This is a genomic window from Thiomicrorhabdus marina (assembly GCF_017571465.1).
GTDB classification, from domain to species: domain Bacteria; phylum Pseudomonadota; class Gammaproteobacteria; order Thiomicrospirales; family Thiomicrospiraceae; genus Thiomicrorhabdus; species Thiomicrorhabdus marina.
Window position 1 is genome coordinate 210,657 of sequence record NZ_JAGETV010000001.1, and the last position, 22,253, is coordinate 232,909.

Below are 22,253 nucleotides of genomic sequence, written 5' to 3' on the forward strand. Positions count from 1 at the left end.
ATCCATAAGTCTAAATTTGTGGACGGAGTACGGAAAAAGGCTGTGCGAGAAGGAAAGATTACATCACTGGTTTTAAGTAGTGTCATGGCTGGTACGCTATTACTAAGCTTTAATGCTTCTGCGGCAATGGATTCCGACGTCAGCATGAAAGCTTCGCAAAACTGGACCTTGGATTCAAAGTCCTTGCCACGAGAGTATCGCATGTTGGACAAGTTTGATCAGGCGAGTTTTGTTCTGCTTGATCCAACCAAAAAAGCGATTTACGCCAAAAATCCCGAAAAGCCGTTGATTCCAGCCTCAACCCTAAAAGTGGTTACCGCACTTTTAGCTCTTGAGCATTGGGGCAGAGATCACCATTTTCATACTGATGTCTATACGCATATCACTAAAACCAATAAAGGTCGCTATGTAAACCTGGTTTTTAAAGGCTATGGCGATCCATTTTTGATTTCTGAAGAGCTAAAACTGATGGCAAAGAAACTTGCCAAACATCTGAAAAGCCAAAAGATTACGCGCATCAACAAGATTACATTAGACAGCAGTTTTTATGATAAAAATCTAAAAATTCCAGGCCTAAGTAAAAGTGAAAGTCCGTTCGATGCCATGCCGACTGCTTTAGCACCAAAGCAATGGTCAGACTCGATTGCTTTAATATAAAACCAACCAACATTCTCACAAACTTTAGTCAGCTTTTCTCCATATTACAAAAAACACACGCTATGTAAAGCAAAAAAGCCACTTACCTATAAGAGTAAGTGGTTGATAATATTAATAATTTTATATCTAATAAAACTATGCTACTTTTATCTGGTTTGCCTGAGCTTTTATTTCAACCGCGATGCCGTCGAGTTTTTCTTGGATGGTGGATGGGCGGACTTGTCCACGCTCGATAGTAAAGACTTGTTTTGCCGGTTGTTCGGTATTTACAAACGATTTAAAGCGTTTGGTGAATTCCGGATTTTCAATGGCACGTTTCCAGTCGCATTCGTAGGTATCAATCAGCCCTGCCATTTGCGCTTCAAGTTGTTCGCCAAGGCCAAGCGAGTCGTTAATCACCACGTCTTGCAGATATTCCAAGCCGCCTTCCAGATTGTCCATCCACGTTGCGGTACGTTGTAGGCGGTCGGCGGTTTTGATATAGAACATCAGCAAACGATCAACGTATTTAAACACCTCTTCTTTGGTCAATTTGGTGGCGAACAAATCGGCATGGCGCGGTTTCATTCCGCCGTTACCGCACACAAACAGATTCCATCCCTCTTCGGTTGAAATCAGACCGATGTCTTTTGCCTGCGCTTCGGCACATTCACGCGTACAACCGGAGACCCCCATTTTCAGTTTATGCGGTGAACGCAGACCTTTGTAGCGGTTTTCCATCTCGATTGCCATGGTCACGGAATCGTCCAGACCGTAGCGACACCAAGTTGAACCGACGCAAGATTTCACGGTACGCAGTGATTTAGCATAGGCTTGCCCCGATTCAAATCCGGCAGCAAGTAAATCCGTCCAAATTGACGGTAAGTCATTCATTTGCGCACCAAACAGCACTATACGTTGCCCGCCATTAACCTTAGTGTATAGGCTATATTTTTTTGCCACCTCTCCGAGAACAATTAATTTTTCCGGCGTAATTTCACCGCCCGGCACACGCGGAATCACCGAGTAGGTACCGTCTTTCTGCATATTGCCAAGGTAGTTGTCGTTGGTGTCTTGCAGTGGGATTTTGTCTTTTTCCAATGCGAAGCTGTTCCACAATGAACCGAAAATGCTGCCTGCTGCTTGTTTACAGACCGGACAACCATGGCCTTTACCGTGTTTGTGTAGCAATGTTTCAAAAGTGTTAATCTCTTCTACTTGGCACAGGTGATATAGCTCCTGACGCGAATAAGGGAAGTGTTCGCAGATGTCTTTGCTGACTTCCACACCGCGTTTTTCCAGTTCGTTATTTAAGACATTGGTGACCAGCTGAGTACAACCACCGCAACCGGTACAGGCTTGGGTGCAGGATTTAATATCCGACAGGCACATGGCACCGCCTTCAACCGCAGAAATCACATCACCTTTTGAGACGTCATAGCAAGAACAAAGTTGCGCGGTATCCGGCAGAGCATTCGGCCCGAACAGCGCACCGGCAGAGCCGTCACGATTTGGCAGAATCAGCATATCCGGATGTTCCGGTAGCTCCATATCGTTGAGTTTTAACTGCAATAGATTGCCGTAGTCTTCGGTTTCGCCGACCAGCACCGCACCAAGCAGTTTTTTGCCGTCTTTACTGACCACGATTTTTTTATAAATCTCTTCCGGCCCGTTTTCGTAAACATAGCTCAACGCATCTTCGTCATTACCGTGCGGGTCACCGATAGACGCCACATCCACGCCCATCAGTTTCAGCTTGGTGCTCATATCGGCACCTTCAAAACGGTTTTCGTCCAGGTTCAGTTGGTCAACCACCACCTGCGCCATCGCATAACCCGGCGCAACCAGCCCGTAAATCATGCCTTCGTACAAGGCACATTCACCAATCGCGTAGATGCTTGGGTCAGAAGTCAGACAGTGCGAATTGATAACAATACCGCCACGTGCGCCCATTTCCAATTCGGCCTGTTTAGCGAGTTCGTCACGCGGACGAATCCCCGCCGAGAAGAGCACAATATCGGTTTCCAGCGTTTGGCCGTCGGCAAATTCCATTTTATTAATGCACGTTTCGCCGTCGCTAATCAGTTGCGTCGCCTTATTGGTGTGCACCATTACGCCAAGATTTTCGATTTTGCGCTTTAGCAATGCTGCCCCGCCTTCATCCAACTGTACCGGCATTAGGCGCGGTGCGAATTCAACCACGTGGGTTTCCAAACCTAAATCACGCAAGGCTTTGGCCGCTTCCAAACCGAGCAGACCACCTCCGACCACGGTACCAATTTTGCCTTTGTCCGCCGCCGCTTGAATCGCATCCAAATCTTCAATAGTGCGATACACCAAACAGCCGTCGCGGTCATTGCCGTTAATTGGCGGCACAAACGGATAAGAACCGGTCGCCAGTACCAGACGGTCGTAAGCCTGTACCGAAGCGTCGTCAGCAGTCACCGTTTTCGCTGCGCGGTCAATTGAGACAACCTTTTGATTCAGGCGAATATCAATCTGGTTCTCTTCGTAAAAGCCCGGTGTGACCAGACTCAAGTCATCGGCCGTTTTGCCGGAAAAATAGGATGACAGATACACGCGGTCATAAGCCTTACGCGGCTCTTCACCGAAAACAATAATTTCATAATTTTGACGCGCTTCGCTTTTAACCAGCTTCTCAATAAAGCTGTGACCGACCATACCGTTACCCACGACGACGATTTTTTGTTTTGTGTATTGCATCTCTCACTCCTTGCCGCACAGTGCGCGACACTTAAAACTCTTTGTCATTTTATTAATTGCTAAAGCCTTCGCCGAACAGCAAGGTATCTTTACATTGCGAAATATCCGTTCGCTGTTTCAGTAACTCAAAGAACCAATTAGCAGCATAGGTATCGCCGTATAAGACCGCGCCGATAATGCGCTGGTTGGCGATGACTAACTTGCGGTAGATGTTTTGCGCAGCATCCGTAAACACTAAGGTTTCTGCATCTTCCATGCCGTTAAACTCGCCTGCCGAAAACAGATTGATACCGGTTACCTTGAGCATGGTCGAAGTCAAACTGCCTTGATAAGCGGGTAAGACTTCGGCCTGATAATCGCCAACCTTACTTGCTAGTATTTGCGCCAACACCTTGGCCTGTTGATACAGCGGGGCAACAAGTCCATAGGTATGACCGTTATGTTCGACACATTCACCCAAAGCATAGATATTTGCGATATTCGTTTCGAGTTGATCGTTGACCAAAATACCGCGATTACTGGCAAGCCCGGCACTCTCTGCCAAGACAATATTCGGGCGAATTCCAATCGCCATCACCAATAAATCGCAGGCAATTTCTCGACCGTCTTTAAGGCGTACTGCTTGAATATGCGTTCCGGTTAGGTTGGCGATAATCTCGGCAACCTCGGATTGCATATAAAACTGCATTCCAGCTCGTTGCGGCGTTGCATTCGATAATTCACTTTGTAGAATCTCCCCTGCTCGCGCATCCAACTGCGCATTCATCAAGATGCTACTGCGATGCACTACCGCTACCTGCATACCTTGCTTCTGCAAACCATAAGCGGCTTCCAAACCTAGCAAACCACCACCAATCACCACAGCTTGCTTACCACCTGCTGCCGCTTTTTGCATAAGTTCAACATCGGCGATTTCCCGAAAACTGACTACGCCTGCTAAATCGGTATTGGCTATTGGCAACACAAAAGGATTAGAGCCGGTAGCAATAATTAACCGGTCGTAGTTAAAGTCTTCTCCCTGTTCTGTGATGATGATTTGAGACTTGGCATCAATTCTCGAAATGCTGCAATGAGTATGCAAAGTAATGTCATTTGCCGCAAACCAATCACTATCATGAGTGATAATCTCTTCAAGCGTTTTTTCTCCTGCCAATACAGGCGAGAGCATAATGCGGTTATAGCCGCCATGCGGTTCTCGGTTAAAGACGGTGATTTGATAGGCTTGGCTTAAGGCTAACAACTCATCCAAAAAACGCATACCGGCCATGCCCGCACCGACCATAATCAATTTAGGTTTTTCGTTCAGGCTACTCATTATCGAACTCGTTTAATGTTCTACTTTGCGCTGTTTTTCATATAAAAAACGCAGCACTTCAGAACGGTAATGGTTATAGGTTGGATCATCCGCCAATGCTAAACGATCTCGTGGATGCGGCAAATCAACCTTAAGAATTTCGCCAATGGTTGCCGCTGGCCCATTCGTCATCATCACAATTCGATCCGACAACAAAACTGCTTCGTCCACATCATGAGTAATCATGATTACGGTATTATTCAGGTCTTTTTGAATTTCCATTAACGAGTCTTGCAGGTGCGCACGAGTCAAGGCATCCAAAGCACCGAAAGGTTCATCCATTAACATGATTTTCGGTTGCATTGCCAAAGCTCGCGCAATACCGACACGTTGTTTCATACCGCCGGAAATTTCATCCGGACGTTTATGCATAGCATGATCCATATGCACCAACTTTAAATTGTGCTCAATCCACTGTTTTTTCTCGGCTGGTGACTTGGTTTTTTTGAAAACTTGATCCACTGCCAACTCGACGTTTTCATAAGCAGTGAGCCAAGGCAATAACGAATGATTTTGGAAAACCACCGCCCGTTCCGGCCCTGGAGCATCGACTTCACGACTATCAAGCAATACCCCGCCTTCGGTAGCACCGTATAGGCCGGCAACAATATTCAAAACCGTTGATTTACCACAACCGGAGTGGCCGATGAGCGAGATAAATTCGCCTTCTTCGATTTTCAAATTAACGTCTTGCAAGGCACGAAATGGCCCCTTTGGGGTTGGAAACTCGATGCCGACTTTAGTGAGTTCTAGATGTGTTTCTGACATGTTTCTTTCCTTATCGTAAAGCCACTGATTTATCCCAAGACACTGCGCGTTGCAGTAGCAACATACCGCGATCCAGTACAAAACCGACCACACCAATTACCAATACCGCAACCATAATTCGTCCTAACGAGTTTGAGCTACCGTTCTGGAACTCATCCCAGACAAACTTACCTAGCCCCGGATTTTGCGCCAGCATTTCCGCAGCAATCAGTACCATCCAAGCAATACCTAGTGAGATACGCAGGCCCGTGAACATCATCGGAATAGAGCAAGGCAGTACAATTTTACGAACGTGTGTCCACCAGCTTAGATTCAATACTTGGCTGACGTTTTTCAGGTCTTGCGTGACCGTTGCTACACCTGCCGCGGTATTGATAATGGTCGGCCAAAGACAACACAGTAATACCGTAAACATCGAATTCAAAAACGCCTTGTCGAACATCGGGTCATCGGTGACATACACAGCCGATACCACCATGGTTACCAACGGTAACCAAGCAAGCGGCGAAACCGGTTTAAAGATTTGAATCAACGGGTTAACGGCAGCATAAGCGTTGGCAGAAAGCCCGATAACGATGCCGATTGGCACCGCAATAATCGACGCTAAGATAAAGCCGCTCATCACCGTAACTAAACTGCGATAGATTTGGTCGAAGAAGGTTGGAGGCCCGACATATTCACGGACACGCGGTTCATAATTTGGATCTTGCTCCATACGCGCGGCATTGCGGTCTTCTTGACGTTGATAAAATGCCGCTTCTTTAAGCGCCGCCTCATCGGCCTCTTGATTTAAAGAAATAAATTGTTCATAGGTTTGCACCGGCCCAGGAAATTGACCCAGCGATGTATTAATGTGCGTTGATGCGCCTTGCCAAATCAAAAGAAACAGCAATAAGCCAACCAGCGGAAGCCCAAGCATTTTAGTCAGCAAATTCAGCTGGCCTTTGCGGTCTTCACCGATAATTAATTTATAAAATGGCTCGACTAAAGCCCATTTAAGTGGATTCATTATTTATTCCTCACCCAACTGTTCGCCCCGCAAAACACGGGACGTTTATTGCATTTATGGTTACGGCTGTTGATTGCCTTTTAGACCGATTTTCATGCTTTCGATATAGGCATTTGGTTTTGAACCGTCATAAGAGATACCATCCATAAAATCATCTTGCACACCACGGAAACCGTCGGTTTTATAGACTTCGGCAAAATCCGTTTTGCTGAATTTGCCTTCTTTGATTAGCTCTTCAACCGCGATTTTATAGATATCAGGACGATAGACTTTTTTCGCCATATCTTTGTACCAATCGTCAGTCTTCTGCTCGGCAATTTGTCCCCAGCGACGCATTTGCGTCATATACCAGATAGCATCCGAGTAATAAGGGTAGGTCGCGTTGTAGCGGAAGAAGACATTAAAATCCGGCTCGGAACGTTTATCGCCTTTTTCATATTCAAAGGTGCCGGTCATGGAATTGGCGATAACCTTGTAATCTGCGCCGACATAATTTGGCTTAGCCAGAATCTTGACCGCATCTGGGCGATTCTTATTGTTTTGTTCATCAAGCCAATGCGCGGCACGAATCATCGCTTTGACTACGCGAATAGTCGTGTTCGGGTATTTTTGATAGAAGTCTTCACGCAGGCCAAAGACTTTTTCCGGGTTGTTTTTCTGAATGGAGTTGTCGGAAATGACCGGTACGCCAATGCCTTTGAAAACCGCTTGCTGATTCCACGGTTCACCAACGCAATAACCTTCAATCGTGCCTGCCTCCATGGTCGCCGGCATTTGCGGCGGAGGGGTTACTGACAGCAATACATCAGCTTTTAAAGTCCCTGAGGTATCTCCACTTTTCGGTGCATAGAAACCGGGATTTAAACCTCCGGCGGCAAGCCAATAACGTAGCTCATAGTTGTGGGTCGAAACCGGGAACACCATCCCCATTTTGAAAGGCTTGCCGGCATCTTTATACGATTTAACTACCGGCTTGAGTGCTTCGGCAGAAATTGGGTGAACCGGTTTACCACCTTCACTCGGCACATGCTCCTTCATCGCCTGCCAAGTTTTATTTGAGACCGTAATCGCGTTACCGTTCAAGTCCATCGAGATTGGTGTAATGACATCCGCTTTCGTTCCGTAACCGATAGTCGCGGCTATCGGCTGCCCTGCCAACATGTGCGCCCCATCGAGTTGACCGTCTATGACACGATCTAGCAAAACCTTCCAGTTGGCTTGCGCTTCAAGTTGAACGTAAAGCCCTTCGTCCTCAAAAAAACCTTTTTCATAAGCGACTGCCAAAGGCGCCATATCAGTGAGTTTGATAAAGCCAAACTTCAGGTCTTCTTTTTCAGGATAACCTACTGCATAGGCGCTACTGGTTCCTAGTGCACTGATAGCAAGTGCTGCCAGCGAATGTTTTAAAAGAGTACGGCGTTTTAGTTTCATTGGTGTTTCTCCCAGCGGTCTTAAGAAATTGGAAGCAAAAAAAAACGCCCACCCAAATCCCCCAAAAGGAATTTGAGTGAGCGTCTTTGCTCGCATTAAATTTTCTAAGAATTAAACCAAATAGAGACCAATAAAAATTTAAGTTTTAAATTTCAACAGCTTAAGTAGAAAACCACTTTTTTCGGCCTTATAAGAAGCCGGCTTATTTTAAAAATTTCGCACCATAAAAAAACAAAACACGCACTATTGAAAAACAATCTTATGTTTTACTTAGCGATAATCTGGTTAGCCAATTCCGCTAATTTTATGCCTTTTTCCATCGCTGCCTGTTGCATCTTACGATGCGCAGATTCTTCAGAAAGCTTAAAGCTTTTCATTAATTTTGACTTCGCCAACTGAATCACTCGCTGGTCAAGTAAGGCCTGTTTAGTCTTCGCTAACTCTTGCTGGGTTACCTTTAATGCTTGCCCCTGCTCGGTTAATTTTTCCATAAACATTGATGTCGAACCGGCCGTATTTACATCGCCAGACTGATGCAATTCACGACCAATCACATCATCAATCCACTGCTGATCTTGATTCAATAGTTCATCAGATTGATTAAGTTGCTTGGCACAAAGCAGCTGTAGACTCTGTACCAAATTATCTTCAATCAGTTGCATCATCTCGATTCTCTGGGTAGAGACCGCAAACCAATCTTGCGCAGCTTGCATACCGAGCAATTGCTGCGTCGGAAATTTTTCTCGGTACTGTTCAATTTCAGTAAATCCATTAATTTTTTTATACTGATCTGCCGTTGACCTAGGTGCAGTGTCGGCAAAATTGGTTAAGTAATATTGCTGCATCTCCACTAAACTTTGGCGCTGATTTGCTAAATCGCTATCTTTAATTGCCCCAGAAGCAACAATGTACACGCCCAAAGCTCGTTCTTGACCTGCTATTTCCTTAGCCTTCATTATGTAAATCAAAGAAATCATCAACTTCGCAATTTTCGATTCTTGTGACAACTCGGTCATATCAACGACAACATTAATCAATACCTTAACAACGGCACTAATCGCTTCTGCTGCCTGAATCGACGAAATGGCTCGGGCATCAATATCACGCCGAGCTTGATAAAGTTCGTTTTGTAAAACACTCAACGCCTTAGCAAGATTGATATAAACACTACCGCCAAGATTCTTGCCTTGAGTCGACTCTAACCAGGTTTCTAAACTCTTATTAAAGCTCTCTCTTTGCTGACAAAACTCATTCCGAAAAGCACGGTAATTGATTTGCTCAGGAATTTCACCATCGCTTGCCAAATACAATACGCTGGAACCCCGCTCCAATTGCAGATAGTGAATCATCTTGTGCAACTGCCCAACTAACTGCGATAACTCAAACAGCATTTGTAGAGATTGATGCTCAGCCTTTTTTGATGCCAACCATAATTTTGCAATACTATTTTGTGAGCCCATTAGTCAACCTTATGCTTTTTAAAACGATTCTACAGTCCTTTAGATTAGAAAACATCTCCGCATAACCTCTTAAACACAACTTTTCAAAATAGATCGCACACGCGAAAGAATTCAAGGCCTTGGCATTTCACTCAAGTTCTATAGAAAAAATGAATATTCATACAAAAAGCTATAGTCGGATTTTAGAGTCTCAGCCCTTCCAAAGGCGTTGCGTGCCCCGTAAATAATGCTTTTGAGACTAGAGTCCAAAAAAATTTCATTAAATTCCTCAAACCCTTATAATACCGTACTCCAATATCCGTGCCCGTAGTTAAATGGATATAACGCGGCCCTCCGGAAGCTAAGTCACCCCTTAATTAAAAATTAAGTCACAAATAAAAAAATTAAAAAGCTGTATTAATAAGTCTTTAAACCCTTTCAAATCAATAGCTTAAGACATTACTTCCTTAAATATTATTTTGTGACACAATTTGTGTTCATAAGACTTAATTTGACCTTGTTGTCACAAAATACTATATTAACTCGAGCGTAGCTTTTGATGCAAAGCTTGTGACAAAACAACAAATAAGGTCTATTTCATTACGCGCTAGTTGGGTGTCTTAAAAGCAACTTGGTCGAAAGAACTAAGTACCTCAATAGCACTAAAACTTGAAGCTAGTTATTCCTTGTTTTGTGACATTTCAATATCCACATTCAAAATCTGTCGCTATGTTATTACGTTGTTTGTAAGGATTTTTAGTGGAACACAGTCATGGCACTTTTTTAAAACTGAAGCTTCCTAAGAGCATTGGTGACTTTTCGCAAGAAGACATTGATACCTTCACAGAATTTTTCGAGATTCCACCCGCCAATCATGGCCTCTTTCCCTTAACCCAAGCGCTTGAAAATATCTCTGCGATTCTGTTTCTCTTCAATTCAGACGAATTTTCTGAATTACAAAAAATTGCTCGTGTTTTAAATACGCATAGAAAAACACCAGAAATACTGACACAAATTTTACAGTCTACAAAAAGTTCTAGGACGGGATTTGCTGCAACTAATCCTGTGTATGAGTGTTTGATAAAAATACCTCATTCCAGTTCAGGGTCAAATATTTTCGAACTTCTAACTGCTTTACTTTTCTTAGCTCGAAAACATTCCAGGACCATTAAAGATCTATCCTTATCTAATAATGAATTTGTAGGTGTCGCTAGAGAAATTCGTACTTTAGCCGACAGAGGTAAACCATACTTTGAAACTTTGAGTGGTATTCCTGTAGAACTGAACTCATACGAATTGCTAAAAAAAGCATTAGATGAATTTGAAAAATTATTTCCTGCTATTTCGAATTCATTAAAAAAAATTATTCGTTATTTCTCGAATGAACAACTTGTTCGTCCTGCCAAGAGTAATGGCTCTAAACCTAAACCAAGACCTGGTTCATCGAAAAACAAAAGAAAAACGCCATATAATCCTTTTGATCGTCCGATCTCACAGCCCGTCACTAGAAGACAATTACTTCCGAAAATCTCTCCCAATTCTGCTCGAAAAAACGATGATGAAGAGCTACTGATTCTGCCGGAGAATGACCAAGAAATCGTTCAACAATTAGGTGAGCTACTAGATGATACAACCCCACAAGATAAAGCTAAGGTCGATCCAAATATAGATGGCGAACCACTTTCAGTTGAAGGAATAAAAACTGCCGCCCAAGCAACGCAGCAAAAAGGCGTTATGCAGGCTCAATTTTGCAAGTATCGTTGGGAACAGCTTAGTCAAGCAGAAAACCATATCATTCAAGAACACATTCGGAGCCAAGAGTGTATTGAAGCGACTGCGGCGTTGTTAACGCTTGCTTTAGGTGCAGAACCAATTGTTTGGGGAGAATATGAATTAACCCATTCAGCTGTAGATAAAGCATATTTTGATATACCTAAAATGACGTGGGGGCATTCTATCTATGAGCATAAAAATGCTTGGCAACCTGATGACAACTTAAAAAGTTATTTATCTGAAGTTGGTAACCAAGTGGAGCTGTTCATCCCTAAATTGATACTTCAAAGATTTCAGGAAGTTCAGATCAGTAGTGCTAATAACTTAGCTGAGTTACTAGGTTCTAGTCCTGAAAAACTTCAAGAAGTAACTGCGCAGTGGTTACTGAGTCTTTCTCCAAGAAACAGAGGACTAACGCTCGCAAAATTGCGAAATCAACTTTACTTTACCGTTATGCAATTGACTATGGATGAAGTCGCGGCGCACTTCATTTGTGGGCAACCGACTTTTTTATTACCAATACAAGCTTTTTATACTGCATTCGATACAAAAAGTCTTAACGAGATTTATCAAAAGACATTGGCAGAGATATTTGATTCTAAAATATCGTCTCAGACCAGCGACTCCAATCAAAAGGTTGGCTCTAAACTACAAGTTGATAAGTGCTTTCATCGTGAGTTCGTTTTATCTCTAAAAGAAGTTCTCAATAATATAGATGTAAAAGACTTTGTTGCTTATCATAATCACTTCACCATTTATACACACCAATTGTTGAGCTACGCAACTGGGCATCGTGATGTGGTTGATCCGTTTGCAAGACCACAAGACTTTATCGAAAGTATTCGATCCGTACTGGTTTTTGATAAGGAATCGGACGTAAGCCATATGGGCAGAATAAGTCCTATGGGTCGAATCGCATGGAGCCAGTTTGAAACTTATCAGAAACATCTACACCTACTTGCTATTCAACTTAGAGCGAACGGAGAGTCTTTTGCTTCTAAAATTGAACAGCTGTTGCAAGGCAAACAAACATTGCCGTTTTTATTTTTACTGGAATCAACGGACACTGGTTTGCAATCAGTCAGTATTCGAAGTTCGGTACTCAAAAGTGAAATTTCACAATGGCCTTTACCATTTAACTCTAACCGCCACTTTTTGGCGACGAATCTGCGTCCTCTGCTGAGTAATGTTGAACCCATTGATTACTTAGTCGGACATTTCCAGAATGGCACTCAGGCATTTGGCGCTGAATCGGCTTTAGCGCCATCTGACATTTCAGCCATTTTGGGTGAGAAACTGGATCATCTACTTGAGCAACTTGGGTTTGAAGTAATTGAATCTAAAATTCCTTCAAGACGAAAGAGCAATAGACATAAACTAGACGAAAAAAATCATGACGTACTGCTTGGCTATCAACAACGAGCTCAGACCAGAGCTAAAAAACTAGCAACGGCAAAAAAAATACTTACCGATGAGATCACTTCTCTTAAAAACAATATTAAGGGTGCTTATACAAATCCCGCCCAGTTGGACAAACAAGAGTTTAATGAAGAAATTATCTGCTTGATTGATTCATCTTTGAAAGCTCTTATCGAAAACAAGAAAGTAATCAATGTAGCAGATACAACAAGATCCTTTTACCGCCTGATAAAAAGGTTTCTTAAAACTGAATCAATCGAACTAAACTTGAATGTAAATCTAAGCAGCCTTTCTTCTGATCCTTCACCAGTAAACCCAGATACGGGCATGGATTATCATTCATTTATAAATCTTCGTGATGCATTTTTAGAGAGTACTTCAGATATATTGAATGGACAAGATTCTATAGAATTTGTTGTTGCTTACAGTCTTTTAAATGAAATCTTTGTGGGTCATATCCATTCACCGAATTGGGTAGCAAATTACCCAACAAGCTTTCGTGAAAGTCTTAGATTTGAAGATAACTTGGTATCTATTGAATTAACTGACAGTCTTAATCATACTAATAAATTTCGCTATCAATACTCTGTTGATACAAGTTTATTCTTGGTAGCCAGAAAAACGTTGATTTCTTCAGGTCGAGAATTTGAGTCTAAACAGTACAAGCACCATCTTAATGAAATCATAAAAAAACTTAAGAAAATTTACTCAGGCTTGACCATCAAGAAGCTTCTAAAAATGGCGTCGGCTGCTGATGTTATAGAGCTTCCTGGCGTAATTCGAGGAATCTATACTGGAGTAAGTAAAAACTACTCAATTCCATTTCAGCGAAAACAGGCATTAAAGAATGCTAAAGCCATGAAAAGTATTCCTTCCACTGAACAAATGCGCCCATATGAACTCAATAAAGACTCACGATATTTTAATCCCAAAAAACCAAATTACAAAACCACAAAAGCTGTACAGAAAAGGATTAGACAGCTACTAAGAAAGCCAAATATTTCAGGACAGGAAGCCAGACAAAAAAAATTATTGATAGATGAAATAGAAGAAAAGATTGGTAATCACTGCGACATGCTTTATCCGATTTATGGCTTTTTGCTGGAATGGGGTCTACATCAACTTAGAACGTCGAAAAAACGAAAAGCCAAATACATTAATAAGAAAGTTCATTCTAACTCTAATGCGTTGATCGAAATTTTTAAAGATGCTGATCCTGCCATGATGACAGAAAGTGACTTTATTGATTCTTACAATAAAGTTCTGTCTTATTACCCGTCCTTTTCCGATAAATCGCAAGAGATAAAAGAGCATCTATTAGGATTGATGGAATTTCATGAATTTTTAATGACTTCTTTTGGCGTAATGGATATCGATTTTTCAGACTTAGATATCCCAGATATTTTGGCTAGCCAAATGGTAAATGCAAATCTTATTAACTTTACTGAATATTATGAGATATTCAAATTACTCCGGAACGATAGCTATTCTTCATCGGCCAGTCAGATCAGGCAAAGCGTTGTTTTTTGCTTAGGCTTTAATTTTGGATTACGAGCCGGTGAAGTATTTTCGATTGCAATGAGAGATATCTACATCTGCACTGAAAATCCTGAAAAGAGTACTTTAACGATACAACCTAATAAGATTGATAGACTTAAAACCGACGCATCAAAACGTAATCTTCCGTTAACTTTATGGCTTAATGACGAAGAAATTTTGCTACTGAATGAGCTTGTTGAGTTGAGGAAAGCAGAAGGTGCGATCGATGAGGACCCGCTTGTTGGAACAAGCACGAAATCAACCGTAGAAGATCAGGACGTTATCAAAAATAGAATCGTTCAAATAATGAGAGTGTTTACTGGTGATTCGAGCTTGAAATTTCATCATCTGAGACATTCTTTTGCTTCTTGGATGACTACTGCGCTTTTGAAGTACCCAAGCGACATTATTGATATTCTTGATAAAAAAGTACAAATGGTGCAGAGCCATTTTGATTTTTTAGGTTCACGCAAAGCACTTTTTCAACTTGCCGAACTGATGGGGCATGCACATCCATCGACGACTATTTTAAATTACATTCACATATTCGATGGCTATCAATTCGAGGAAACCGCTTCGGTTGTAAATATTAGAAAGAACTATGAATATATATCACTGATCTCAAATGTTTCTAAACCGACTTTACGTCAATGGGTTAAACGACATAAACCCGACAATTTGATTCATTACTGTCTAGAAAAAATATTAGAGCCGAGTTGCTTTGATTATCAGTATGAAGATTATGTATATGAGATTCCTTCCTGTAAACCACTTCAAAGCAGCCTGAAATTTGAGCAAGTTGACTGGTTCATCTCAAGGTTTGAAAACATTAAAAATCATCAAAATATTGCAACGGTATTTTCTTGCACTTTGAGTGATGTTGAGGTTTTTATACAAATCTTAAAGTCCATTATCGAAGGGTCAGGATATGTTCCACGGCCATTAATATCTTTATTTGCTGATACGGAAGAACAACGTCAAACCATAGAAAAGTCATTCAATTTACAAAACTTACCAAGGCAAAATATTGATCGGGCATGGATTCATAATTTTGAGAGTTTATTGAGCAGTGAGACGGTAGAGTTATCTGAATACCTCAAGATTTGGTCTCGATATGTTTATCCAGATGAAACGTGGTGGAAATTTGAAAAACCGGAACAGTTTTCGGCTTTTGTTAAGTTTTTACAATCTTCCGGCATTCAGCAAAAAGAAATCGTTCTGAAGAGTCAAAGTGGAAATATCGACTTAGATATTTCCAGCAACATTCATCAAGAAGCATATCCTAAAAGCCATAAATCTAAAGCATCAAAGCGATACTTTAATCTGAACTTATCACCTGTCGACGCAGAACTATCCGTGGTTAAACGAAATGGTAAGTCAGTGGTCCGAACAATTAACTATTATTTCTTCTTGGCCGCTTTGATAGCTAATTTTATGCAGAAAAGATTTTAATTCTCGACGTAATATATTTTGAAATTTCATCTAAGAGCTCTAATTTGTGATCCTTGTTGGGCATTTTTGCTATTTTCGACATGTTTAGTGAAAGCATTTCTATTTCTTCTTCAAATTCAATGTCGAGATAGTCTTTGAAAGTTTTACTTTTATCTGCCGTCGGATTATAGGTCACCTTCACAGGTATATTCCAAACCGCAGAAACTTTTATTAAGTTGAGTTGATCATCATTTTGTACGTAAAATTTGAATTGCCTCCCATCAGACGTCACTCCACCAAACCTCTTGAATTTTGCTTCATCGGAAAACTCTTTTACCCATAATTTTAAATCACAATTATTGAATTCCGATTTGAGCGAATTACCTTGTGAATCATCAGTATCTGCAAGATCAATTTGAGGGTTTGTAGGCTTGCTCGGTTGATCTTCTGTTTCAAAGTCATCCTCAACACTTTCATTTTCAGAAGGCGTCTCAGTATCTGGTAAATTTTGGTTGAGTGGGTTTTGAACTTTCTCACCTTCAACTTTGTCATCAGACAAAATTACACTATCATCAGGGGCTGGATTAATTAGCTCGTCTTCTTCTGAGAGTTTAGCACCATTGTTATTCGATTCAGCATTCGAAGGCGGCTTTGGAATTAAATCTTCGTTTTTGCTTTTTTTTGTCGGTTCTTCCAACTCTTGCAATTCATTAATTTTTTCAAAATGCTTAATTAATTCGGCTCTCGATAGAACGCCCAATCCTTCAATCCAGTCATTTTTACTTTGGGCATAAATCTGAATTTTTGGATTTGGGCTATCAGATTCGGCCACCGTGAAATGAAAATTGCTAAAATTTACGTTTTTAAAAACTCGTTCAAAAGAATTTTTTAAGCTCGTAATTTCTTCATCGAGTTTATGTACTTGTGTTATGTCGAAAAGATTTTTTCCCCTTATTTCAAGAGAAAAACCCTCAAGCCGATCTTCAAAAATTAATCTCAAAAACATTTTAGGACTCCTTTAAAAACTCAAAACCGTATGTGTTTTTCTAACTACCCAACTAAGAGCTGCTTGTGCTGAAATGCGCATTTTTTTGCAATTCATCAATAAATAGGTGTTTTGCATGCGTTTTAAACTCAGAATTTGATTTTCTGATAAAAAAATTTTGCGAAGATTTTTATTAATGCAGGTAGATGCTAAATCGAAAAAAGTAAAACCCACTGCTAAAGTCGTTCAAAAATTGAGTAATTAGTTTTTTATTTGATTTTTAGCTGTTAGGAACTTAAATTTTTGGAGTAATAAAACGTTTAAGAAGAATGGTGTAAGCTGTAATTCCGAGATCGATTGGCAGGCTAGGCTGACGAAATTATTATCAGCTTTGCCTTTTGGTTAGTTTAAGCGACAGATCTTTTGCTGATTTGCCCCCGCTTGGTAGAAGGCAAATTGATAGCTTTCTGGTTTGTCCTTAAATGAAACTTTTCGAAGATTGCAGTTAGTGCTCATCTGGTCAGCAAGTTTGATGATGTAGCCACCCATGTATAAACAAAACCCTTGTTTCTCTGTCCATGAAAGCAAATACACCAAAGCATCATGACCATCTTTCCATTGAGTCGCAAACTCTGCCAAGGGTATTGCCAACGCCATTAAGTTCAAAGAGTCATGCGCCACAGAATAACCAAGATTGGTGTAACTCGACTCATCTAAGGTAAAGACTTTTCCTGCATCATGAAACAAGGCTGCGAGTAAGGTCAGTTCTCTCTCATTCAAGCTCATACCGGCCGGTAAGTTTTTGTAGGCGGTTTGCAAGCATTCTAAAGAATGTTCAAGCAAACCACTTGGCACTGAATGATGGTGCGATTTACTGGCCGGTACGGCGACAAACTTTTTCATAAATTCGGTTTGACGAAAACAATTCCAAAAAAACGTTTTGGCAGCTTCTCCAGTAAGAAAGTTGCCAAAACGGATTAATCGCTCTAGCAATTCAAACTGGTAACAACTTTGATACACGGGCCATAGTTCTTTAAAGCTCAAAGGTGCTTGAAGAATCCGCCAGTCGATCACTTGAGATTGCCAGTCAAATTTTAACCATGCAAAAATTGTATGATCTTCTTGAAGTGTCAACTGTTGGAACTGAATAAAAAACGCTTCAGTTACCTGAAACACAACCTGTTCGCTTGATTCTAAAAGAATCAAACAGCTGTATTGCGTGGGTTGATTTGGCTGTGCATTAACAGACACTTTCATTAAGCTGCCAAGAATTGTTTTATGCTGACCATTTTGCATACTGGCTGGCGCCATCATGGGTAAATTAATCATTCTGACACCTCCTGATGGTCAATCGATTGCAATGAGTCGATGGGATTGTTGTCAGGCGATTGATACGCTCGTTGCAACAAACTATCAACCGATAGGTTCTTCTGGAATGTTAGGCTTGGAACAAACTCTCCATAAGTTCGGATTACCTCACCACGGTATGTCGCCCCCAGTTCTTTGGCGACAACCGTCGGATTTATTCCTTGATTTAACCAAATCACTGCCGAGGTATGCCGAATATGCACTGGACTTCGGTAAGCAATCCCTGTCTTTTTGCATACGGTTTTCCATGCTCGGTTACAGAAGTTAGAGTTGTTTACGGGAGTGTCTTTACCTTGTGTTTTAAAAACAGTGGAATCCAAATGATCAAACGTCTGCTCATAATGCTCTACGAGCGCTTCATGCACTCTTAAGCTCATATGAACCACACGATTCGAATCTTCTCCTTTAATGGGACGAAACCCGACTCGCTCACAATAAACTTCGACCACATGAATGACACCAGCTTGCAAATTAACCGATTTCCAACGTAGGCCGTTGATCTCTCGAGTACGCAACCCGGTATAAAACCAAACGAGAATATAGGTTCGGTAGTTTGGGTTAATCGCATTAATAATCTGCTCGACTTCGTCTTCTGTGAAAGGCCAAATCTTTTGCGGCACTTTCAAAAAAGGAATATCGATGAATGGCGAGTCAAACTGTAACTGCTTTGACGCATCATCAATAATTAAACGCAAAATCTGCAAGCTACGATTCACGGTGGCAGGTTTAATCAGCTCGCCATTTTCAGGGTTTACCATCTTCAATAAAGCTGCACGGTACTCCAAAATATCCTCACGCTTGATTGATGCCAGTTCCGTCTTTTCCCAATACGGACGAATTCGCTTTTGGTAATAATTCAGATAGCCTGAAAGTGAATGTGGTCGGAGCTTATTAGCCTGTTGTTGAAACCAAATCTCTGCAAAGGCGTCCAAAGTAGGACTTGCTTGATTTTCCTGCATGGAATACTCAAGCTGAATCTTTTGAATTTTGCCAAGCAGTCTACTCTCTGGAAAACATGTTCTGTAATCCAAGCAGTCATTTTCAATATCAGCAAGAATCTGTTTCAACACCTTATCCACTTTTTTACGGTTGGTTTTAGTGTCTTTGAGAGATGTCTGTTCCCGCAAGCGAACACCGTGCAGAGTAAAGTCGAGGATCAGCTTGCCATTTCGAGTGGTTACCTTAGCCATGGTTCACCTCCTTGTCATTCAAGACAAAATCAGTTTCTAACATTGCCTCGTTAAAAGTTGCTTCACTCTCACCAATCATTGCCGGTAACTGTGGCGTGATTGAATTCGCGACTGATGTTTTCTCTTTCATCAATGATTCAAAAGCCGAACCATCTTGGCGCGTCAAGTTCGGTACAAAACGCCCATAGGTGGTAAAAATCATTTCTGTTGAGGTGTGTCCCATCTGACGTGCCACCCAGGTAGCATTTTCACCGGCCGCTAACAGCAGGCAGCAATAAGTATGTCTGGACTGATAAGGGCTTCGATACTCAATACCCAATTGTTTCAACACGGTCTTCCAAGCCCGGCAACGGAAATTATTACTGTGCACAGGGCCGCTAGTTTCAGGTTTGGTAAATACCGTCTGTTCATCATTGCCAAAATAGTGCAAATCAAAATGGGTTTTCAATGCCTCATAAACCAATGCCGACATCTGCACATCACGTTGTGATGAGTCATTTTTGGTGTACTGAAAACCACTTTGCTCAGAATAGGTTTCTCGAACTTTGATCACTCTGTTATCAAAGTCCACATTTTTCCAACGCAGACCATTAACCTCACCTGTACGCAAGCCTGTGAAAAAACGCACCAAGACATAAATGCGAAACTCTGGTTGGATATGGTCAATAATCTGATGAACTTCTTCCAAATTAAAAGGATGAATTTCCTTTTTGGGCTCCTTGAGCATTTGGATATTTCGATAAGGTGAAGTAAACTCATACTCGTCAGCGGCTTCATTAATAATCATTCTGAAAATTTTCAGAGTCTTGTTAACCGTGGCAGGGTCTAAACGATTTCCAGTGTTTTCGTTCGTATGTTTGGCGATGTCTGAACGAAACTCTAAAATGTCTTGCCGTGTTATCCCGCTGACCTCTTTTCCTTCCCAGAAAGGCAGAATCCGCTTCTCGTAGTAATTTCGATACCCTGATGCAGTGCTTGAGCGCCAAGTTGGCTCCATGTTTTTGAACCACTTCTCAGCGACTTCTTCAAAAGACGGTGTAGCACTTCCCTGAATACGACGACGCTTCAAATCCATCTGCTCGATTTTGTCAGCCGTTTTGCTGTTTGGAAAATACTCACGATACTCAAAAATCCCCAACTCAATTTTGGCTAGAATTTTCTTCAACACCATATTGAGCTTATTGCGATTTTCCTTCGTGTCTTCAAGTATGGTTTGCTCGCGACAACGAATCCCCATGTAAGTAAAGTCGAATAACAATTTCCCATTTCGTTCTGCCACTCTAGCCATAGCAAACACCTCCTTGCGCTAACGGAATCGCAAAACCAGTTTCAACGGTTTGATACATATCCTCTTCAATATGCTCCCAAATAAACAAAATACGACGCTGCCCGAATGGACGAATGTAATGACGACCCTCAATCAGCACCTTATCCATTAAGGTCTGACGAATAGTTCTTGGATTGTACTTTAGGCGTTCACCTAACTCTTCAGTGCTTAAATATGTTAGACTCATGTTTCAGCTCCTTTATGTAGCTTGAGAATTAATTAATGTTAAATATATTTAACTTTCATTAACTATATTACACATAAATTCATTTCTCGCAACCTCTTTTGTCGTAAATTTTTTAAAAAAGGTGAAAAATGATTCGCTTCAAGCTAAAAGAACTGATTGCTGAGAAGGAGTTTCAGGAAAAACGTAGGGTTACAGTCAAGGAAATATCGGATGCAACCGACATTAATCGTGTGACGATTTCAAAGTTGCTTAATAACAAGGACTACAACACCACCTTGGAAAAGGTCGAGAAGTTATGTGATTTCTTTGATTGTGAAATTTGTGATTTGATTGAACGAGTCCAAGATCAAAAATAACGTCAGAAAGCAATTCGCTGAACTAGGTTTGCCCGGTGGAATGCTAGATAGGTTTCATGTTTGCTATCAATCCATCGTAATCTGAGTTCAGGATGGATGCCTAAAATGAGTAAATCAGAAAGATTGAGTTCGGTTGAAAATAGGATTTTTCCAGTTGTATCAAAGCTGAGCTATTACAGATTAGGAATTTATCAAAAAGAGCATCGAGGTTTGCGGAGAGCAAAAGTCCGCCGGAATATGCTCTGAATATTAGAAGTCTGTAAAACTTTTAAAGTCGGTTTTGATTTGAACTGTGTTGTCACTGTTTTTTGATAGGCGTGATTGTCAATTGCTTGTTCAATACCCGCTTTCTCTTTCAACCACTCAAAAACATCAGGAGCATACCAAGCAGCACGCAACAGTTTATCCATGCCTTCTGACTGCATCACATCATTATTTTCATATTTAGAAAACGCCACAGGGCCACCGCCAAAAATGGCAGCAGCTTGTTTCTGATCAATGCCCCAAGCTTCTCGCATACGACGAATTTCTTCAGCGGACAGTAGACTATCGACATGTTTTTTAAATATCACAAGGCCTCCGGAGGGGAAGGCCGGGGGGGCGACTCCTCTCCCTCTCGGGTGCGCCATCTATTTTTAATAGCACAGCCCTAAACCCTCATTTTCCCATCGGTGACGGGATTTGTGCCAACTTTAGTGCCATCAAAATCCCTAAAACCCGAGCGTATCTTTTTTATCGTGATGAAAAACAATAACGTTTGTTACGTTAGCTGTAGAGCTTTTACAATTTATAAAAACTTGCTAAGATTAAAAAAATAATTTAATGACTTGTTTAATGCAGCAAATGAATCTGAGTATAAAAAGAATAATTGCGTTGGTGGTTGTAACTCAACTGCTGATAATAATGTTTTTTTCAGATTTTCATCTGGGAATGGGGGAACATGAATTAGGTGAAAAACCACATATTCACCTTTCATTAAACGAACATGATCACCATCACGATACCAATCATCGTGATTCCTTAGTGGTCTATGCTGAATCTCTCTTACATGAACATGATCACGCAAGTGAAATTCATATACATCTAAATCTTATTGAAGCAAAGCCTACGGATCAGGCTTTATTAAACCTTCCTGCTTCAGAGGCTTTTCTCTCCTTTAACTCGGCCATCAGCTCGTTTGGCCAAAAACCACTCTTACCTCCTCCAACAGCCTAGTTCTCTATAACTTCTCCACGCCAGAATAAAATGAGACATTAAGTCATATCTTCTATAACTCATTCTTTAGCTTTTTATTCTTATGGCTTGTACCTAGACTGT

At 41.2% G+C, this 22,253-nt stretch carries 16 protein-coding genes; 4 read left to right on the plus strand and 12 right to left on the minus strand.

From position 1 onward, the window contains the following. Positions 1-42 precede the first annotated feature (42 nt). A complete protein-coding gene (locus J3998_RS01025) occupies positions 43-657 on the plus strand; it encodes a D-alanyl-D-alanine carboxypeptidase (RefSeq protein ID WP_208146525.1) in 615 nt (204 codons plus the stop codon). A 135-nt stretch (positions 658-792) separates the two neighbouring features. On the opposite strand, the gene nirB is transcribed toward J3998_RS01025, so the two are convergent. The 6 genes from nirB to J3998_RS01055 form a co-directional block, all read right to left on the minus strand. Then, positions 793-3,360, minus strand: a complete 2,568-nt coding sequence (gene nirB / locus J3998_RS01030; protein ID WP_208146527.1) for a nitrite reductase large subunit NirB — start codon at positions 3,358-3,360, stop codon at positions 793-795. 52 nt (positions 3,361-3,412) lie between these two features. Then, entirely contained in the window at positions 3,413-4,675 is a 1,263-nt protein-coding gene (locus J3998_RS01035) for an NAD(P)/FAD-dependent oxidoreductase (RefSeq protein ID WP_208146529.1), read from the minus strand. A 12-nt stretch (positions 4,676-4,687) separates the two neighbouring features. Further along, entirely contained in the window at positions 4,688-5,482 is a 795-nt protein-coding gene (locus J3998_RS01040) for an ABC transporter ATP-binding protein (protein WP_208146531.1), read from the minus strand. Positions 5,483-5,492: 10 nt separating this feature from the next. Beyond that, positions 5,493-6,491, minus strand: a complete 999-nt coding sequence (locus J3998_RS01045) for an ABC transporter permease (RefSeq protein ID WP_208146533.1) — start codon at positions 6,489-6,491, stop codon at positions 5,493-5,495. Between the two features lie 60 nt (positions 6,492-6,551). After that, a complete protein-coding gene (locus tag J3998_RS01050; RefSeq protein WP_208146535.1) occupies positions 6,552-7,922 on the minus strand; it encodes a CmpA/NrtA family ABC transporter substrate-binding protein in 1,371 nt (456 codons plus the stop codon). 266 nt (positions 7,923-8,188) lie between these two features. Continuing rightward, a complete protein-coding gene (locus J3998_RS01055) occupies positions 8,189-9,382 on the minus strand; it encodes a nitrate regulatory protein (protein WP_208146537.1) in 1,194 nt (397 codons plus the stop codon). Between the two features lie 738 nt (positions 9,383-10,120). Here J3998_RS01055 and J3998_RS01060 point away from each other — a divergent pair. Next, a complete protein-coding gene (locus J3998_RS01060; RefSeq protein ID WP_208146539.1) occupies positions 10,121-15,544 on the plus strand; it encodes a site-specific integrase in 5,424 nt (1,807 codons plus the stop codon). Here J3998_RS01060 and J3998_RS01065 read toward each other — a convergent pair. From J3998_RS01065 to J3998_RS01085, 5 genes are all read right to left on the minus strand, one after another. Next, entirely contained in the window at positions 15,525-16,529 is a 1,005-nt protein-coding gene (locus J3998_RS01065; RefSeq protein WP_208146541.1) for a hypothetical protein, read from the minus strand. The two genes, J3998_RS01060 and J3998_RS01065, sit on opposite strands and share 20 nt — an antisense overlap. A 381-nt stretch (positions 16,530-16,910) precedes the next feature. Next, positions 16,911-17,837, minus strand: a complete 927-nt coding sequence (locus J3998_RS01070; RefSeq protein WP_208146552.1) for a TraI domain-containing protein — start codon at positions 17,835-17,837, stop codon at positions 16,911-16,913. Beyond that, positions 17,834-19,066: a tyrosine-type recombinase/integrase gene (locus J3998_RS01075; RefSeq protein WP_208146554.1), complete on the minus strand. Its 1,233-nt coding sequence runs from the start codon at positions 19,064-19,066 to the stop codon at positions 17,834-17,836. The genes J3998_RS01070 and J3998_RS01075 overlap by 4 nt, the downstream gene beginning before the upstream one ends. Then, positions 19,059-20,354, minus strand: coding sequence for an Arm DNA-binding domain-containing protein (locus tag J3998_RS01080; protein WP_208146556.1), 1,296 nt, complete (start codon positions 20,352-20,354; stop codon positions 19,059-19,061). The genes J3998_RS01075 and J3998_RS01080 overlap by 8 nt, the downstream gene beginning before the upstream one ends. Further along, on the minus strand, positions 20,347-20,580 hold the full coding sequence (locus tag J3998_RS01085) for a hypothetical protein (protein ID WP_208146558.1): 234 nt from the start codon (positions 20,578-20,580) through the stop codon (positions 20,347-20,349). The genes J3998_RS01080 and J3998_RS01085 overlap by 8 nt, the downstream gene beginning before the upstream one ends. Positions 20,581-20,708: 128 nt before the next feature. Here J3998_RS01085 and J3998_RS01090 point away from each other — a divergent pair, with 128 nt between their 5' ends. Further along, entirely contained in the window at positions 20,709-20,936 is a 228-nt protein-coding gene (locus J3998_RS01090; RefSeq protein WP_208146560.1) for a helix-turn-helix domain-containing protein, read from the plus strand. 191 nt (positions 20,937-21,127) lie between these two features. Here J3998_RS01090 and J3998_RS01095 read toward each other — a convergent pair whose 3' ends face one another. Then, entirely contained in the window at positions 21,128-21,508 is a 381-nt protein-coding gene (locus J3998_RS01095) for a type II TA system antitoxin MqsA family protein (RefSeq protein WP_341829237.1), read from the minus strand. A 262-nt stretch (positions 21,509-21,770) separates the two neighbouring features. Between J3998_RS01095 and J3998_RS01100 the strand changes: the two genes are divergently transcribed. Then, positions 21,771-22,151, plus strand: coding sequence for a hypothetical protein (locus J3998_RS01100; RefSeq protein ID WP_208146574.1), 381 nt, complete (start codon positions 21,771-21,773; stop codon positions 22,149-22,151). Positions 22,152-22,253: the final 102 nt, after the last annotated feature.

Excerpts from the sequence above, each read along its gene's own strand:
- nirB (WP_208146527.1), bottom strand. The coding sequence starts at position 3,360 with ATGCAATACACAAAACAAAAAATCGTCGTCGTGGGTAACGGTATGGTC.
- J3998_RS01055 (WP_208146537.1), bottom strand. The coding sequence starts at position 9,382 with ATGGGCTCACAAAATAGTATTGCAAAATTATGGTTGGCATCAAAAAAG.
- J3998_RS01075 (WP_208146554.1), bottom strand. The coding sequence starts at position 19,066 with ATGGCTAAGGTAACCACTCGAAATGGCAAGCTGATCCTCGACTTTACT.
- J3998_RS01085 (WP_208146558.1), bottom strand. The coding sequence starts at position 20,580 with ATGAGTCTAACATATTTAAGCACTGAAGAGTTAGGTGAACGCCTAAAG.
- J3998_RS01065 (WP_208146541.1), bottom strand. The coding sequence starts at position 16,529 with ATGTTTTTGAGATTAATTTTTGAAGATCGGCTTGAGGGTTTTTCTCTT.
- J3998_RS01070 (WP_208146552.1), bottom strand. The coding sequence starts at position 17,837 with ATGATTAATTTACCCATGATGGCGCCAGCCAGTATGCAAAATGGTCAG.
- J3998_RS01090 (WP_208146560.1), top strand. The coding sequence starts at position 20,709 with ATGATTCGCTTCAAGCTAAAAGAACTGATTGCTGAGAAGGAGTTTCAG.
- J3998_RS01045 (WP_208146533.1), bottom strand. The coding sequence starts at position 6,491 with ATGAATCCACTTAAATGGGCTTTAGTCGAGCCATTTTATAAATTAATT.
- J3998_RS01050 (WP_208146535.1), bottom strand. The coding sequence starts at position 7,922 with ATGAAACTAAAACGCCGTACTCTTTTAAAACATTCGCTGGCAGCACTT.
- J3998_RS01040 (WP_208146531.1), bottom strand. The coding sequence starts at position 5,482 with ATGTCAGAAACACATCTAGAACTCACTAAAGTCGGCATCGAGTTTCCA.
- J3998_RS01080 (WP_208146556.1), bottom strand. The coding sequence starts at position 20,354 with ATGGCTAGAGTGGCAGAACGAAATGGGAAATTGTTATTCGACTTTACT.
- J3998_RS01035 (WP_208146529.1), bottom strand. The coding sequence starts at position 4,675 with ATGAGTAGCCTGAACGAAAAACCTAAATTGATTATGGTCGGTGCGGGC.
- J3998_RS01100 (WP_208146574.1), top strand. The coding sequence starts at position 21,771 with ATGCAGCAAATGAATCTGAGTATAAAAAGAATAATTGCGTTGGTGGTT.